Below are 17,410 nucleotides of genomic sequence, written 5' to 3'. Positions count from 1 at the left end.
TACAAACTAAGAAACCTCTGATAAAATGAAAACATTGCAAGCGATTTCATTCGAAGGGAGGAAAGAGTAGATATTCTCTACTCTGTAAAAAATGGAACTAAACCGAAGCATTTACATTATGTTAATCACCCTTGTTGCAACTTTAGGAGGACTTTTATTCGGTTACGACACGGCAGTAATTTCTGGGGCAGAAGGGTCACTACAGACATACTTCTCAGATCATTTACAGCTTAGCTCTCTGGTTCACGGACTTACTGTATCAAGTGCGTTAATTGGCTGTATCATCGGTGGGGTTTTATCAGGTTACTTTTCCAAAAAGATTGGCAGAAAATATTCTCTTATACTAGCTGCTGTACTCTTTTTACTATCAGCTCTCGGCTCAGCTTATCCCGAATTTTTGTTTTTTGGCTATGGTGAGGAGCCGACTTACTCTTTGTTAATTATGTTTAATCTTTATAGAATCATAGGTGGGATCGGAGTTGGTTTAGCCTCAGCTGTTTCCCCAATGTATATTGGAGAAATCGCTCCATCTAATATAAGAGGAACGTTAGTATCTCTTAACCAATTCGCTATTATTTTCGGGATGCTCGTCGTCTATTTCGTTAACTGGGGCATCGCTAAGGGGCAACCCCTAGAATGGATGAATGATATAGGCTGGAGGTATATGTTTGCTTCTGAAGCTATCCCGGCTCTACTATTCTTGTTGCTATTGTTTACGGTGCCTAAGACACCAAGGTACCTCGTATCTATAAATAAAAATGAAGAAGCATTTGCTATCCTTTCAAAAATTCATGATCAAACGATGGCTAAGGCAACCCTATATGAGATAAAAAATTCATTTGACACGAATAAAGCAAAACTCTTTGCTTTTGGGAAAACCATCGTATTTGTAGGTATTTTGCTATCTATTTTTCAACAGTTTGTAGGAATAAATGTAGCTCTCTATTATGCACCACGAATATTTGAAAGTATGGGAGCAGCACGAGACGCCTCAATGGTTCAGACGATTATCATGGGATTAGTCAATGTGATCTTTACGATTATCGCCATCTTAACGGTTGATAAGTGGGGCAGAAAACCTCTTCTCATTGTCGGCTCAATCGGTATGACAATCGGAATGTTCGGCGTAGCTGGAATGGCTTTCTCTGGCATTATCGGTATAGCCACGTTAGTTTTCATTATTATTTATACAGCTTCCTTTATGATGTCCTGGGGACCGATCGTTTGGGTATTAATTTCAGAAATTTTCCCGAACAAAATCCGAGGACAAGCCGTCGCAATCGCTGTTGCTGCTCAATGGGCGGCTAACTACTTAATCTCTTCTACTTATCCTATGATGATGGAAGTAAGCGGTGGTCTGACATACTCTTTTTATGGAATTATGAGTATTCTATCAGCCATTTTTGTATGGAAGTTTGTTCCTGAAACAAAAGGAAAATCATTAGAAGAATTAGAAATGCTTTTACGAAAAAAAGGTATTAAGGAAAAGAAATTGGCGTAATCTCATGAAAGCTCCTCGCTTCGCGGGGAGCTTGTTCATTGTAATGCTCCCACACTTAGCAAAACAAAAGGACGAAACCTAATCGGTTTCGTCCTTTTGTCAGTATTATTCCTTTTCTTCTAACCATAGAATACTTGTAACTCCTCGGGGATAATATTTACTTCCTGTTATTTCACCAGAGATAATTTGGTCACTCCAGCTCCAAACTGACAATTCTGGATGTGTCAGCCATTTCACATGCGCCGCATCCGCTTTTGCTCCGTTTTCATCAACGTGATGCAATATTTCACGAGCAATAAATTGAGAAAGATACACTTTACTAAGCCAGGAGTTGTTACTAGTAGAGGAAATTTTCCACCCTCCATCATCAAACTTACACACGCCTTCTTTTAGGACCGTATCGAGATGTGTTTTTAAAACCCTAATGTACTCCCCAAATCTTCCTTCTGTATCAAGAGCTTCTTTACAATTCGTATAATATGGAAAGATTAGTCCTTCAATAGCAGGAATAATTCTAGAATCATTATTCTCCCCAATCACAGCAGGGATATAGCCAGAATCCGTCAAATGACTTGCCATCGTATGAGCACTTTTCTCTGCTTGTCTTCCAGCTATTGTAGCCAGCTCTTTTTCCCCTTGATCTGAAAAAATCTTTTCTAGCGCGACATAGGCCGCCCACATTTTCCCTCCAAGGTAAATATTATTTCTAGCCTGTCCTAAGGAAACGTCCAAACTATCATACGTTGTAATTTCTGCTCCGCCCATAACACGACTTGAATCCAGCCCTAGCAACCCGTTGCGCTTAACTGGGTCTGGATGGTCGCGATTTAACATACTCTCGAAGCAGCTTTTAAAAATAGTTAAGTTGTCTAATAACCATTGTTCGTCATGGGTTTGTTCAATATAAACTGACGCAGAGAGTACCCAGTTAACCAGCTGCTCCCCTGTCATATGAGAGAAACATCCATCAATCCCGTACACTTCATAAGAAGAGTAGTGTGGACGACTGATCGTATTCGCTACGCCCATATCATGAGTGAAACTGATTCCACCTGGATACAATTCTTCTTCATTTGGAAAACGAACCTGATCTTCATAACTGAATCTATTAATGAACATATCCAATTCATTCTTCACTGTCCAAGGATTCATTTTCAACTCAAAAAACAACTGATCCACTGTTAAATCAAATGTATTCATCATTCGATATTCGCCTTCGTTAACTACCCAGAAAGGCTTCCCTTCATGTTCAAGTAATTGAGTATTTCCATAATAACTACGGACCGCATGAGCCATCATGAACTTCTGATCGTTCGATAAATTTGCTTCACTAATCATCCCATTGCTTTGCAGTGCCCGTTGTTTCAGCTCATCAAAGTTTTCAATAGCAAAGTTTGCTACGCTTTCTATGTTTGAAAAGTATTTTGTGTAAAAATAAGAAGTATCCATACCAGCTGTCACAATTCCCCCTCGATAGAAGCAGATGGCAAATTGATACGTGGCTTTTTCCCCTGGTGGCACATCGGCAATAAGCGTACCTACTGGTCCGAGACCAAACGTCCAATTTTCCTCTAAAGGAGTAGTTAGGATATTTTCCATACTAAAGTGCATAGCTGACTTCGTTTCAGCCTTCTTACTTGCAATAGCCGTTATTCTTCCTTCACCGATACCTGCCAATTCTTCTGCCGTATCATCCAATCGCCGCATTGAAGAATACGGGTCACTTCCTTCGTATCCAAAAAAGGCTCGACGCTTTCTCTCTCCCTTTGTATTATCGATGGTTAATTCTGCTAGAACTGCCGGGACAAGCGTTCGTTTCAATTCCTCTTCGCTTGCTGTTTCTGGATTCTCTACTGGATGAACCTGGGAATACACCGTAAATGTTAAATCACCTGCTTTCCAGGTATCTGTACATAGTTGAAAATCTCGTTCAACTTGGTCTTTGGGAAAGGAATGAATGATGTCAGGATTGTCTGGGTTAGGATCCGGGTTCTCAATATCATACCGCTTACTCTCATCGTCATTCGCATCAAAGAATGGAAGAGCATCATAATGACCTTTTTGCTTCAGTGATTCCAGTCCAACGTATATGTTCTTCCTCGGTGAACGCCCTAGTTCTAAATCGAGTCCACCTCCATTACCCCCATAACCTAATGTAAAACTTGAAAAAGCACCGATCGGTGAATGATGAGCATTATAAAAATTGTTTTCTGGCATAACTATCCCTCTCTTTTCCTATAATAAGCTATCCCTTAACTGCACTAGATGATATTCCTTCTACAACCTTGTTACTGAAAAAAATAAATGCAATTAAAATCGGTAACACACTAATGATCAAAGTAGCTCCGATTGCCCCCCAATCCGTCATGTACTGACCAATGAAATTCTGAATACCAACCGTTAACGTCTTGTACTTATCTGAGCTAATAAACGTGTTAACAAATACAAACTCATTCCAGTTATAGATCATATTAATAATTACGGTTGTAGACATAACTGGAATCGTCATTGGCAAAATAATTCTAAAAAACAATCGATGAATGGAACAACCGTCAATAATCGCTGCTTCTTCAATCTCACGGGGCAACGTATAATAAAATCCTAGTAAAATCATCATTGTGATCGGTAAGTTATATGCCGTATAAGTGACAACAATAGACAATGGATTATCTATCAAATTCACATTTAAAAACATATTAAACAACGGAATGAGAGCTGAATGAATCGGGATCATCAAACCAATCATAAACAACCCCAGTACTAGTTTACTTAATTTCCAATTCAGCCTCGTAATCGCGAAAGTAGCCATACTGGCTAATAGTACTGTTAATAGGATGGCTACCGCTGTAATCCATACACTATTGAAGAAATATAGGCCAACCCCTCCATCCCAAACCTTCTGGTAGTTTTCCCAATTAAACTTGCTGGGAAAGGAAAAAGGAGATCCCGAAAAAATCTCTTGATTATCTTTCAGAGAGAATAAGAACAACCAAATGATTGGATATATTTGAAATAAACCTAATATCCCTAAGCAGAGATAGAGCAAGACATAACCTAAACGATTCATAAAAGAAGCCCTCCTAGTACTGGATATTTTCATCCGATTCCGTCAGTTTACGAATGATGAGTGTCACGATCAACGTAATTAGAAGAAGCATAAAACCTACCGCGCTTCCATAGCCAAACTCATAATTTGAAAATGCTAGCTTATACATATAGGAAGCCATAACTTCACTAGCCCCGTTCGGCCCTCCGCCAGTCATAACGTAAATGAGATCAAAATATTTTAAAGAACCTACAATGGCAAGTACGACAGTCACTTTTACGACGCCCATAATAAGTGGAAGTTTTATTTTATAAGCGATTTGCAGAGCAGATGCCCCATCAATCCTTGCAGCTTCAATAATCGAATCTGGAATATTCTTGAGCGCAGCATAATAGATCAATATGTAAAACCCTGCATACTGCCATAGAATTGGGATGAAAATGGCGTATAATACAAGCGAAGGCTCCGCTAACCACGAAGGCGGATTATCAATTCCAATCCCTATAAGAATACTATTCAGAATACCATTATTAGGATTGTAGACTTTAATCCATAGCTGTGCGATTGCAACAGAAGATAAAAGCATAGGGATCAAATAAATTTTCCTCAATAAATCGGCACCTTTTATCTTCGATACGAGGATAAGAGAAATGGCCAGATAGATAATCAAACTGAGTGTTGAAAACAATGCAAGGAGAAAAGAATGTAGAGCACTATCCCAAAACTTATCCTCCTGAATAACATTAATATAATTATCCATTCCAATAAATTTCATCGCACTTATACCATCCCAATCCATTAACCCATAATAACCACTCAATAGTAGAGGGATGAAAATGAGAAGCCCTATAAGTAACAGAGATGGTAGAACGTATAACGCAATGACAAACTTATTCGACATAACTTTATTCATAACCACAACTCCATACTGTTCAGATTAGAAAATGCTACCTACTCGCTAGAGAGGACGACTTTATTATTTTCAATGAAAAACAAATTAATATGTTTAACCAAAATACAAAGGAAATAAGAGGCGCTTCTTTATTTGCTATTTTTGTTATTAGAAAGGAAAGAAACTGGCCTCACTTGAAATAGAGGCCAGCTATACTTTTATTTCCCATTACTCAGAATCCGAGAGTGCTTTCTCGTGCAACTTCGCAAACTCTTCAGGTGTAATTTCTCCTCCGAAAAGCGCCTGAATGGCATCAAGGTGAACCTGGGCCACCTCTGGCTTCATTTGCACATCCGCAAACAACGTGATACTACTAGCTTCATTTAATTCATTCAGTACATCGTTGTACATATCTGGAAGCTCAAGATTTTCACTATTCACCTTTGTTGCAGGGATTACGCCCGCTTCTTCTACAGACTTCTCTCCCCATTTCTCTACGAAGAATTTAACAAATTCCTTCGATTCTTCTTTAACATCTGAATTATCCGCTACAAAAAGCCCAACACCTGGACCACCAACGAAACTATTCTCATCACCACTACCTTCAACTGTTGGAAATTTAAAGAAATCAACTGAATCTCTAAACTCCTGAGGAACATCTTCATTCGTCGTGTAGTTTGGTAGATCCCAAGTTGCAATTAAATACATAGCAGCTTGTCCGTTCATAAACATACTTTTGGCTTCTTCATCTGACAGGCCATTAAACCCCTTCTCAAACGCTCCCATGTCTACAAGGTTTTGAACCTTTTCTGCTGCTGACACTAAGGCCGGGTCTTCAAAAGTGCCAGAACGATCAATCGCTTTAGTTAACATGTCTGATCCACCAATTCGATCTGCAAGATACATGTACCACAATGAGCCAGTCCATCTATCTTTATTTCCTAATGCGATTGGTTCCACATTATTTTCATTCAATGTTTTTACTACGTTTTTTAATTCTTCATACGTTTTCGGCGCCTTAAGACCATACTTCTCAAAAATCGCTTTGTTATAGAAGACAGTTGCAATATTTAATTCAAGTGGAAGTCCGTACGTCTTTCCATCAATCTCATATGCCTCAGTTGTACCTGAGACGAATTGATCTTTTAATCCATCATCCAGAACATCATCTAGTGGTGTAAACATCTCACCATCCACATAAGGTTCCAAAAATCCTGCTGGCCACGTCATTCCTACATCTGGTAGCTGTTCTGACGTAGATAATACTTTTAACTTATCTTTATATTGTTCATTACTAAGCACCTCAAGGTTAACGTTTACATCCGGGTTTTCTTTTTCAAAATCCGAAATGATTTCGCTTACAATTCTGTTGTGATCTTTAGAACTTCCTTCAGGCCAAAGGTGCATGAAATCAATCGTTTTCGTATCACCACTCGATTCTTCATTACTACTTGAAGAAGCACAACCTGTAGCTAGTAAGACCGTGAATAAAACCATCACAAAAAATGTAAACGCTTTCTTATAACCCATCTAAAATCCCCCCTTATAATTAATAAACCGCTTTCCGTAAATTCAGAATAGCAAATACATTTATGTTTGTCTACTGGATAAACTAAGTTTGTGTTAGAATATTGGTAAGAAGTTAATCGAAAAGGGGAACAAAATGAAAATGACACTAAACCACACTTGGAATCAACACGTTGTAAAAAGAGGGAATAAATCGATCGTACTACAAGTAATAAAAGACAATACTCCGATTTCACGAGCGGATATAGCGAAAATGACCGGGCTTAATAAAAGTACTGTTTCCTCTCTTGTCAGCGAGCTCCTTCTCGAAGAATTGATATATGAATCTGGCCCTGGAGAATCGAGTGGTGGCAGAAGACCCGTTATGCTTCTGTTCAACGAGCTTGCCGGTTTTTCAATTGGAATTGATCTAGGTGTAAACTATATGTTAGGCATCTTAACAGATTTAAATGGCAACATTGTCAAAGAGGAAAAGTTGAATTTCTATGATTTAACATATAATAAAATTGAGTCTCAACTCATTGCCATGATCAAGAGTCTTTCAATGAACACTCCTTCATGCAAATACGGTGTAATAGGAATTGGAATTGGCGTACCAGGAATTGTGAATAAAGACGGCGAAATTTTATTAGCTCCAAACCTGGGGTGGAAGAACATTAAGTTAAAAACCATTATTGAAGATGAGTTTGCCATTCCTGTTATCATCGAGAATGAAGCAAATGCTGGAGCATATGGCGAAAAGAAATTCGGAGTTGGTCAGGCATTTGATAATATTGTATATGTTAGTGCTGGAATTGGAATTGGCGTTGGTTTACTCTTGAACGGTAAACTTTATCAGGGTCATGAGGGTTTTTCAGGAGAGATGGGCCACATGACAATTGATGTGAATGGTCTCGAATGTCGCTGCGGGAATAAGGGGTGCTGGGAATTATATGCTTCAGAGAATACTTTGCTTAAAAAAGCTAAAGAATTAAAGTTAAACCCACACCAAGGAAAAGAACTTTGTTTAGATGCATTGATTAAACTGGCTAATACGGATCAGCGTTCTGCTGATTTGTTTGAAGAAATAGGAACTTACCTTGGAATCGGCATTAACAATATCATAAATATATTCAATCCAGAACAAGTTATCATAGGAAATCGTCTCGCTTCAGCCAAAAAATGGCTAAAAAAACCAGTAAACAAACATATCAATGATCATACACAAAGATTTCAACAGAAAGGACTTAGGATTGATTTTTCTGAGCATTCAACTCATTCTTCTGCCCTAGGCGTAGTAGCCTTTACAGTTGAAAACTTTCTTCAGATCGATTTAGTTAATTAAAAGAGAGCACCGCTTTTCTTGCTACCTAGTATGTTACTTATCGGAAAAGAGAAACAGTCAATAGTTGTTCTTTTTTCCGATTTTTAATGGATAATCAATTAGATAAATACATACATGTGCGTGCTATTATCATAACAAATCTTCAAACATTTTAGCTCTTCTATTGTCATTTGATCTCCCGCTCAATAAAACTCACCTTTAAACGCCTAATGTAAACGTTATATGAACTTTCCTCTCTTGAGTAAACAGTATTTACATCCCCCTTCCCCATTCTTACAAATGCAAGTGATTCTTCCCCATACATTTCGGTTATTCCTTCATCAAAAAGAATCTGATCATTCGACTACATCTACAGCTTGCAACCTTCTCACCGTTCATCCCCCTTGCTGACGTTTCTTTTACAATCCTTTTAACTCGGTGATGTTAAAAAACCGCAGACTGTAGAATAATTATTACACTCCTAAAGTTAATTAAATAACAAAATGATAAGTAGAATGATAGTTAAAATTAACAAACAAAAGATGGTATTCCTCAGAATTTGATTCTTTTTTTGCCTTTCTTCCTTTCCTAGTGAACCGTAAAAATGAGGAAAAAACAGAATAATAATCCATTGTGGTATCGATACTCCAAGCACTAATGGCAACTCAGCTTTTAACCGAAACGGCTCGCCTTCCATCAGTGTAATAATATAAATAACAATTCCTACTACAACAGGGCAGAGTATGATGTAAATCAACTTTTGCAACATGGTTTTTAATATAGATTTTTCATAAATGTTGCTTCTTCAACCTGTAAACAACCTATCATAGTAATAGCTAAAACTGCAATAATGAAGAAAACCTTGCTTTTTAACACTTCGTAACCCCCTTAAAGATACATTTATGATACTCCCTGCACTTATGCAATTAAGAGAACTCTTTTTAGCATTCGCTAAAACCTTCTCAACAACTTAATGCCACTTATTTCAAACCGCATAGACTATATCAATCTATATTTCATAGGCACTGTGAAAGTATAATGTTGATATTTATAGAAAAAACAGAACCTCCATAAAACGGAAGTTCTGTTTGATATTATTGTCTTATTGCTAACGCCCCTGTTAGCTTAAATACTTTTTATTTCCCTTCAATGTTACATTCTGGACTCTTTTTTCTCTTTCCAATGACTTACAATAAGGCTTGCAGAGGAAACTAACAATAGCAACATAAAAATTGAGGAGATTAGTGATTTAATTCCTGCTTGATTACTAATGCCACTAAAAAGTTCAAACAAAAAGTAAGCCATTAACGATACACTTATCACAAATATAAGAACTTCAACTTTCACCTTTCATACCTCCATTACAAACTTTCAATTTATTTGCGTCCAATCTAAGGATAGGAAAGTAAATTGTTTTACTAAACTACCCAAATTTATAATACCAATTATTTCAAATAATTCCGCATAACTCAATCTTTAATTCCTGTTAAAAGAAGCCTATCTTTTTAAAGATAATCATAGAAGAAGACGTAAAAGAACATGTGATTGGGACTTTTACTAATTGTTAGATAGCGGAATTCTTTTCTACTTTACTGGCATTGAAGAAGCCACTCCATTCCCCATTCAAGTATATAAAAACCCTCTGAAAACATTCAGAGGGTTAAATCAATTATTTTACACCTTTCATCAATTTCTGGATCTTAGGTGAAAGTAGGAATAGTGCAATACTCAATATGATTGCCATACCTCCGATTGCCCCGAAGTACAGCGTTTCTGTTTCTGGTGTATAGAAACGGACAAGTTGTGCATTCAATGCTTGTGCGGCAGCTGAAGCTAAGAACCATAGACTCATAGTTTGAGCAGAGAAAGCTTCTGGAGCTAATTTAGTTGTGGCAGAAAGACCTACAGGTGATAAGCATAGCTCACCAAGTACAACGATAAAATAGCTAAGCACGAGCCATAATGGACTTACTAGTGAATCTTCTCCTCCCAAATATACAGGCAGTAGTATCACTAAAAATGATAAACCGGCAAACAATAGACCAAATGAAAACTTCTTCGGAATCGACGGTTGACGATTGCCAAGTTTCACCCACATCCAAGCAAATACTGGAGCTAATAGAATGATAAATAAAGGGTTTAACGATTGGAACCAAGCTGGGGATATACTGATTCCCATGAATTCCAGTTCAGTTCGTTTATCTGCGTAAACTGCAAGGATGGTTGAACCCTGTTCTTGAATTGCCCAGAACATAACAGCTGCAATAAATAATGGAATATAAGCGATGACTCTGGAACGTTCAGTTTGCGTTGTTTTCGGACTATAGTACATCACGATAAAGTAAATGGTTGGAACGACGATTCCGAAGATACCTACTAAATTAATAAATACGTTTAATGTAAATAAGCCCGCAGGAATCGTAATACCTAAAACGATAGTAAGACCAACAATAACTAAACCTACGATTAATCCATATTTCTTTTTCTCAGATGGGGCAAGCGGGTTTGGAACATAAGTACCAGCAAGACCAAGATTCTTCTTCTTTGTTATCATAAATACAACAAGACCTACGAACATACCGACGGCTGCAACCGCAAATCCCCAATGGAATCCTTTTGTTTCCATAAGTTTACCAACGATTAGCGGAGCAATGAATGCACCAAGGTTGATACCCATATAGAAAATACTGAATGCTGCATCGCGACGCGTGTCACTTTCACTGTACATCTCTCCAACCACAGTTGAAACATTCGGTTTTAATAGTCCTGTTCCCACAACGATCAATACCATGGAAACAAAGAACATAGCTAAACTTCCTGGAAATGATAATGCAATATGACCAAACATGATGAATATTCCACCGTAGAAAACGGCTTTCGAAGTTCCGAATATCCTATCTGCCAACCAGCCTCCGATTACTCCGGACATATATACAAGTGAACCATAAATCGACATGATTGCTAAAGCTGTGTTTTGCTCTAGACCCAAACCGCCTTCTGAAACCTCATAGTACATGTAGAATACAAGGATGGCACGCATTCCGTAATAAGAAAAGCGCTCCCAAAATTCTGTGAAGAATAAAGTGAATAATCCCTTCGGATGTCCAAAGAAACCTTTTTGAGGGACGCTATCCACAATTTTCTGTTTATTCATTGATGACATGTTACTACCTCCCTTATTCCTTTACTAAAATATTTTAATATTTTAATAAAGTCAAAAAAAGTTTTAAACTCTTTATTATAAACAAAAATATTTTTCTATTTCAAATATTAAGTTATTTTAAGATAATTAAAAAATGATTAAGGTACTGTAATAAATATAAAAATGAAAATAAGCCCGCCATCCAATTTGAACGGCAGACTTATTTTCATTTTCATGACTTTATTATGTTTTAAACCATATGATAACGTTTCAATCCCCTGATCTATTATCACGTTAACATTTAACTTGTTTGAAGTTTTTAGGCGATGGTGCAGTTACTTCCTCTCCAAATACCTTTGCTTTATCAATATGTGAATGAATTAACGCTGTTTTTCATGATTCCTCATCGAGCGATACAAGTATGAGTATGTGGACACCAACATCATCCATTTTTTATCATAAATACTCCCTGTTCCTTCTCAGAAAAATCATTAGGTTTTAAAACAACTTTTATATGATCACATAGATAGTAGAAAGTATCCTTATCACCAAAAAGAAAGGTTAGTGTTTTCTTTAAGTTGATCTGATATGTAAAAAAACGTTGAGCGCACGATTAATGAAGATCGGTCTTCAACCTCTTCTTTGCTCCTTTATAACAGCAATTTTCCGAATAAACGGAACTAAAACGACAGACTTTGAAAAAGAGTAAGAGTTATAACTAATGTAGATAAAGAACCAGCAGACAGTAATGTTATCATTTTCCACCAGTTTATTTCCTTTGAAGGTTTTACAGCCTCTTTAGAAACCGTAACCCATATAGCAATAGATACTAGAACTAAGATAAAAATAACATCTTTAGACATATTTGACACCTCCATAATTTTTCTAAAGTAAACTTTCCTAGGTGTTAATTCCAAATATTTCGAATCAGGGAACAGAACTCAATCTTTATTTCAGATAAATGGAACTTATCTTAATACAAGTATGCTCCGAGTTTATTGAAAACTATGAAACTATGATACTACTTTACAATCCTTTCTTCTAATTCGCTCCCTTGCTGCGTTAAAAACCCCAGACAAAAGATTTTTTGCCTGGGGTTATTTACAATCAAGCTGTTTTATCTAAACGTGTATCTATCAAATACCTTCAAACCTTCCTCATTCAATACTTGTTCTACTACTGAAGGTTTTAGTGGGCTTTTAGTAAATACTTCTTTACAGGAAATCATTATGTTGCCACCTGCTATTTGTGCTAATTGATCATGTGTAACGCTATATACTAATTTACCTAGATTTGACCAAACCATTGCACCTGAACACATTACACAAGGCTCGCAGCTAGTGTACAGGGTGTATTCCTCCAAATCAAATAGCTGATTCTCTGAACAAAAATCTCTGATTAGACCTATTTCTGCATGGTAGGTAGGATCTGATTGGGTATGTACTTTATTCTCAGCAGCTTTTACAATTTCATTGCCTTTAACCAGGATTGCACCAAAAGGTTCGTTTCCTTCTGCTCTTGATTTTGAAGCCTGTTGGATAGCTATTTTCATGAAATATTCATCGTTGTACGTCATAGAAGTTCTCCAATTCCAGTTGAATTATCCCTCATTATAAAGGAAGTACATCTCTCTTTCCATCCTTCTCTAAACAAACGCCTCAAATCTGCCATTTCATTCCATCATCACAAGGTTTCTTGCCGTACCGATCCTTTTGCTTTCAACGAACGGGGCAGTGGCCGCCTCATTCATCACCCTGATCGTATCCATTGCCATTATGTCCGTATCTAGCGCCAGCATCGTTTTCGTGCTGATTGTATATTTCATTTGGAGAATCATTAGTACGGGCAGGAACATGGTTCATTCCTATGGACGACTTCTTACTATCGGTCTAGCAACCACATTTTCGGTTCAGTTCATTCTAAGCATACTTATAAACCTCGGTTTATCCGGGGTCCCTACCGCTGCCATGCCTTTCATGAGTTTCGGCGGCTTCCATATACTACTTGAAATGACTGCTGTCGGTTTATTATTAAGCATCTACAGAAGACGCAATACAGTCGATCAGCCTATAGTATACAGCTGAATACCTAGGAAATCTTAATGTTTTCTAAGAAAAATTATAATTGATAACTGAATAAACATGGCCAACCTGTTAAGCCGTGTTTATTTATACAAAGCGGCCGCAGACTAGCTTATTAATAATAATGCTCCGCGATTCTTGAAGACTTGTTATCAAAATAATCTATTACAGTTAAATAAGATTTTATCTGGGTTTCACACTATAATACCTCATAGCTTTTGGAATACCCTGGATTTCTAAGGAACCATCTAATATTAAATTCCTTAACCTGTACTCAATATACTGATCACCGATATACTGATCTAAATGTCCAATGATCTCTCCAATAACTCGGGCTGATTTCATAAATCCATCTTGCTCTTGCTCGTTATGTAACCTTTTGGCTACATTTATTATATAGTCATCGTAATAGGCTTCATCAACATGACATATCTCACTATTTTTCCAAATCCTAAGTAATTCTTGTTTAGTAGATAACGCTTCCCATTGCTCCTCAAATTGTTTCCTTTCCTCTTGAGACAACGGTGAATTCTGGCTATTGCTTTTATAAATCAACTCTAATTTCTCAGGTGGAATTTCCCCTGTATGTAACAAAGTATATTTCGTATCTGTTGTAACAAATAGATCTTTGAATTTTGTAGTTGCATCTATTAAAGAGACATCATTAGTTTTTCCTTTTAAAAGATAAAGAACGTACCTTAGAGCTGTTTGTTCATGTGCGTTATGACCCATCCAGATAATAATTGGCGTATTTTCAGGGATAGCGCTAATTTCCAAAGTCGTATCGTTGAAATTCTTTTGATAATTATCTATATCTTCATCATCAAAATTTATATGGTTCTTTAACCATTCATACCTTTTTCTAAGACCAATCTTTTCATGTAAACGCCACACTGGACCAATAGATAACAAGTCCGAAAAGGAAATGATTTTTTCGGTATCTTTTAACTTCATTTTTTTGAAAACTATGTTTAAACTTCCTGAGAGAGAAGCACCAAACACTATATGAACTGCTTGATACCGGATTACATCTTCCCTGTTGATTTGATTTGTTTTATACTCCAGAAACGAGTTACAAGCCTTTCTCAAATCCTTCACCAATTGTGTATCAGAGTATTGTTCTACTTCTTCAGCCATATTCATCCGCAATAAAAATTGAAATAACAATGATTTCACTTCTTGTTCGGTAGAACTTTCTACGATTTTTTTTTATTCATCAATCAATCTAGTTCCCTCCATCCCATTTCTTCATTAAGAATTAAACTTGCCTTATTACACAAAAGTTCTGAGTTTGTTTAATAATTTTTATTCAAAAGTAGTAGTAAATAGCTACTTCCTAAAAGAAGAAATGCCAGTTGAGTTACAGCGAAAACTGTTAACTCAACTGGAGTCAGTTTCCTTTCCCGTTTGATTTTCTTAAAATGAAAATAATAATAAATTGCACATATGAGCAACACAACTCCTGATACTTGAAATATAATCTCTAATAAACTAATCACAAATATACCCCTCTAGTAAATGTTACAATTGTTATTCAAACAGTAACAACTCTCTTAGATAATCCTGCTCTACTCGTCAATCCCAATTATTTCAAAACAGTTCTAATAAATCCAATGCTTATTTCACAAAAAGGAGCCCATCTTATTACAGATGAACTCCCAGATACTAGAATATAGTAAATAACGATCCTAACAGTCCACTACTGTACATTACCATATATAATAATCGTAGTTATAATATAGTTAACGGCTTAAAAGAACATCGCAAAAAACATGGTATAAGTAATAAGCAAGTATGTGTTTTAGTTGCAAGAGACCGTGATAAGATGACCTTCTTTTAGACAATGGGTATGGGACGGTTAACAAAAGATCAATTAAATAAAACATCGGTCATAAGCTTTCCAGAAAAATGTCTTGTGCTCTTGGCGTAACCTTAAAACTTATGCCACTGAAAAAGGATGGAGTTATATCAATTTAAGTCTGATGGTAAATTTCGTACAAAACTTATGATACACTTAGATTAAATAAGTTCAATATCTAACATTTCTTTTTTCCTTAAACGGAAGGATTAGGGGAGTTTGACTGGGAAAATCTTAAATGAAGGTGGACTTTTATGCTTTGGCTTATGTTAATAGTTATATTTCTGCCTTTTATAGCAAGACGAATAGAAAGGCATTTTCAACGATTAAAAAAAGAAAAAAATGAAATGAAGGATATCTTCAATGATTGAGAGGAAATGATATTCCACTTAATTAACCTATTGCTTTAGTTAATAAGCAAAACAATAAACTGAACCGATTTTTGAAAGCTAATGAACATAATCATTAGCTTAACCTGCTTCGTTAGCAAAATAAGCTATAGCTCTTATTTAATAGAACAATGGATTCAATTCAATATTCTTAAGTTGCCTCGATTATAGAATATTTCTTGGTTATAATGACCATTTTATTTAGAAAAGGCAATTATAATATCAAATCTATCTATGTTAATATATGTTTATTTTACAATATCTGAATTAGCATATTTCTTTAATATACTTGGGTTTACGAACCTTATTGAACCCACCTCCCCACACTCCAAACAGACAGTGAGTTCTTTTTCATACTCTGGTATTTTTACAAATAAATCTCTACCACAGTTTTTGCATTTCTGCATTTGATACCCCTCCACTCTTGTAGAAAGTTAATTGTCTTTCATTATCTAGTATATTTCACATAAATGAGCATTAATCCTTCCTAAAGCACCCTGACCTGTTATTAACTTAAACAAAAAGGAGCGCATTCCTTTTTAGGTTAATGCTCCGAGATATCGGAACAGGACTTAATTAATATTCATGAATAGCGCTCGATTGCCGTGTTGTGCTTTTTATAATGTCGTAATAAGGGGTCCTTTATTTGTAAGAATAACCGTATGTTCGTATTGAGCCACAAAGCTTTCATTGGTTAAGAAGGTCCATCCATCTTCAGATTGGAAAACTTCCTCTTCAAATGTAGAGATCATAGGCTCAAAGGCAATTACCGCACCATCTTTTAAAATTTCATCATCCCAACTAGCGAAATAATTAAAAATATGTTCAGGTTCTTCATGAAGCGAACGTCCAATACCGTGTCCTGTAAGATTTTTTATTACTGTTAACCCATGGCGTTTCGCTACATTATGTGCAGCCTTTCCAAGAGCACTTTTTTTGAACCTGGCTTTGCCTGCTTAAGTCCAGCATGGAATGCCTCTTTAGAAACGTCACATATTTTTTGTAATGCCGCGTCTCCTTTCCCTACGACAAATGAAATTCCAGTATCTGCATAATACCCGTTTTTTGAACCTGAAACGTCTATATTCACTAAATCTCCTTCATGGATGACCCGTTTTCTCTTCGGTATCCCACGCGCCACTTCATTATTTATACTAATACACGTATACCCAGGAAAATTGTATTCTCCTTTTGGCGCAGATTGAGCTTCTGCCTTTTCAAACATCTCTCTTCCCATTTCATCGAGTTCTTTTGTGGTAATTCCGGGTTTTGTACTAAGGACCAATTCATCACGAATCGCTCCACAAATTCCACCAATTATTTTCAATCCTTCAAAATCCTTTTTAGTTTTTGCAACCACTGATATCCCCACTTTTTAATGTATTTTATGATTAGTATTCCATTTAGTTTCTAGCATAAACTGAACAGGTTTTTCTTCAACAATCTCTGGCCCTTTTATGGATTAAATATAACAACCTCTTATTCCGTTAAACTGCCCTTTTATTAACTTAAACAAAAAGGAGCGCATTCCTTTTTAGATTAATGCTCCGAAAATGTTGAAGACTCGATTCCGAGAGATTCTGACACAAATATTAAACTAGCGTATCCGTTAGCTAAAGAAAAATCACAAAACATAAAGAAATAATTGCTGCTATCTTTGCATCCTTCCTG

General features: G+C 36.4%; 14 protein-coding genes and 2 pseudogenes. 4 read left to right on the top strand and 12 right to left on the bottom strand.

The window, feature by feature from the left end; genetic code table 11:
- The first annotated feature begins 91 nt into the window (after positions 1-91).
- Positions 92-1,501 (top strand): D-xylose transporter XylE, encoded by a 1,410-nt coding sequence (gene xylE / locus ABVF21_RS00080; protein WP_303533558.1) that lies wholly within the window; start codon positions 92-94, stop codon positions 1,499-1,501.
- 105 nt (positions 1,502-1,606) lie between these two features.
- Here xylE and ABVF21_RS00075 read toward each other — a convergent pair whose 3' ends face one another.
- The 4 genes from ABVF21_RS00075 to ABVF21_RS00060 all read right to left on the bottom strand — a co-directional run bounded on the left by ABVF21_RS00075 (position 1,607) and on the right by ABVF21_RS00060 (position 6,969).
- The gene (locus ABVF21_RS00075; protein WP_303533561.1) at positions 1,607-3,718 is read right to left on the bottom strand and encodes a glycoside hydrolase family 52 protein; all 2,112 of its coding nucleotides are present in this window, start codon (positions 3,716-3,718) and stop codon (positions 1,607-1,609) included.
- 28 nt (positions 3,719-3,746) lie between these two features.
- Positions 3,747-4,568 (bottom strand): carbohydrate ABC transporter permease, encoded by an 822-nt coding sequence (locus ABVF21_RS00070; protein WP_303533562.1) that lies wholly within the window; start codon positions 4,566-4,568, stop codon positions 3,747-3,749.
- A gap of 13 nt (positions 4,569-4,581) precedes the next feature.
- A complete protein-coding gene (locus ABVF21_RS00065; RefSeq protein WP_371017208.1) occupies positions 4,582-5,460 on the bottom strand; it encodes a carbohydrate ABC transporter permease in 879 nt (292 codons plus the stop codon).
- 207 nt (positions 5,461-5,667) lie between these two features.
- Positions 5,668-6,969, bottom strand: a complete 1,302-nt coding sequence (locus ABVF21_RS00060) for an extracellular solute-binding protein (RefSeq protein WP_303533564.1) — start codon at positions 6,967-6,969, stop codon at positions 5,668-5,670.
- 139 nt (positions 6,970-7,108) lie between these two features.
- On the opposite strand from ABVF21_RS00060, the gene ABVF21_RS00055 reads away from it, so the two are divergent.
- On the top strand, positions 7,109-8,290 hold the full coding sequence (locus ABVF21_RS00055) for an ROK family protein (protein WP_371017587.1): 1,182 nt from the start codon (positions 7,109-7,111) through the stop codon (positions 8,288-8,290).
- A 1,131-nt stretch (positions 8,291-9,421) separates the two neighbouring features.
- Here ABVF21_RS00055 and ABVF21_RS00050 read toward each other — a convergent pair.
- The 5 genes from ABVF21_RS00050 to ABVF21_RS00030 form a co-directional block, all read right to left on the bottom strand.
- Complete coding sequence (locus ABVF21_RS00050; RefSeq protein WP_303533570.1) at positions 9,422-9,616, bottom strand: hypothetical protein; 195 nt, start codon at positions 9,614-9,616, stop codon at positions 9,422-9,424.
- Positions 9,617-9,938: 322 nt separating this feature from the next.
- A complete protein-coding gene (locus ABVF21_RS00045; RefSeq protein WP_371017207.1) occupies positions 9,939-11,432 on the bottom strand; it encodes a peptide MFS transporter in 1,494 nt (497 codons plus the stop codon).
- A 659-nt stretch (positions 11,433-12,091) separates the two neighbouring features.
- Positions 12,092-12,274 (bottom strand): hypothetical protein, encoded by a 183-nt coding sequence (locus ABVF21_RS00040; RefSeq protein WP_371017206.1) that lies wholly within the window; start codon positions 12,272-12,274, stop codon positions 12,092-12,094.
- A 254-nt stretch (positions 12,275-12,528) separates the two neighbouring features.
- On the bottom strand, positions 12,529-12,987 hold the full coding sequence (locus tag ABVF21_RS00035; protein ID WP_371017205.1) for a nucleoside deaminase: 459 nt from the start codon (positions 12,985-12,987) through the stop codon (positions 12,529-12,531).
- 96 nt (positions 12,988-13,083) lie between these two features.
- Entirely contained in the window at positions 13,084-13,236 is a 153-nt protein-coding gene (locus tag ABVF21_RS00030; protein WP_303533577.1) for a hypothetical protein, read from the bottom strand.
- Between ABVF21_RS00030 and ABVF21_RS00025 the strand changes: the two genes are divergently transcribed.
- Positions 13,187-13,495, top strand: a complete 309-nt coding sequence (locus ABVF21_RS00025) for an FtsW/RodA/SpoVE family cell cycle protein (RefSeq protein ID WP_371017586.1) — start codon at positions 13,187-13,189, stop codon at positions 13,493-13,495. The two genes, ABVF21_RS00030 and ABVF21_RS00025, sit on opposite strands and share 50 nt — an antisense overlap.
- 180 nt (positions 13,496-13,675) lie before the next feature.
- Here ABVF21_RS00025 and ABVF21_RS00020 read toward each other — a convergent pair whose 3' ends face one another.
- On the bottom strand, positions 13,676-14,629 hold the full coding sequence (locus tag ABVF21_RS00020; protein ID WP_371017204.1) for a DUF1835 domain-containing protein: 954 nt from the start codon (positions 14,627-14,629) through the stop codon (positions 13,676-13,678).
- Positions 14,630-15,257: 628 nt separating this feature from the next.
- Here ABVF21_RS00020 and ABVF21_RS00015 point away from each other — a divergent pair.
- Positions 15,258-15,509 (top strand): annotated as a pseudogene (locus tag ABVF21_RS00015) (IS1595 family transposase); the annotation flags it as partial.
- 478 nt (positions 15,510-15,987) lie between these two features.
- Here the strand turns inward: ABVF21_RS00015 and ABVF21_RS00010 are convergent.
- Both ABVF21_RS00010 and map read right to left on the bottom strand, forming a co-directional pair.
- Entirely contained in the window at positions 15,988-16,146 is a 159-nt protein-coding gene (locus ABVF21_RS00010; RefSeq protein WP_371017203.1) for a hypothetical protein, read from the bottom strand.
- Between the two features lie 210 nt (positions 16,147-16,356).
- Positions 16,357-17,099 (bottom strand): annotated as a pseudogene (map, locus tag ABVF21_RS00005) (type I methionyl aminopeptidase).
- Positions 17,100-17,410: the final 311 nt, after the last annotated feature.

Source organism: Pseudalkalibacillus sp. JSM 102089 (assembly GCF_041366475.1).
Classification (GTDB): Bacteria; Bacillota; Bacilli; order Bacillales; family Guptibacillaceae; genus Guptibacillus; species Guptibacillus hwajinpoensis_B.
The sequence above is the reverse complement of the archived record's forward strand: the minus strand, read 5'-3'. Positions and strand labels throughout refer to the sequence as shown.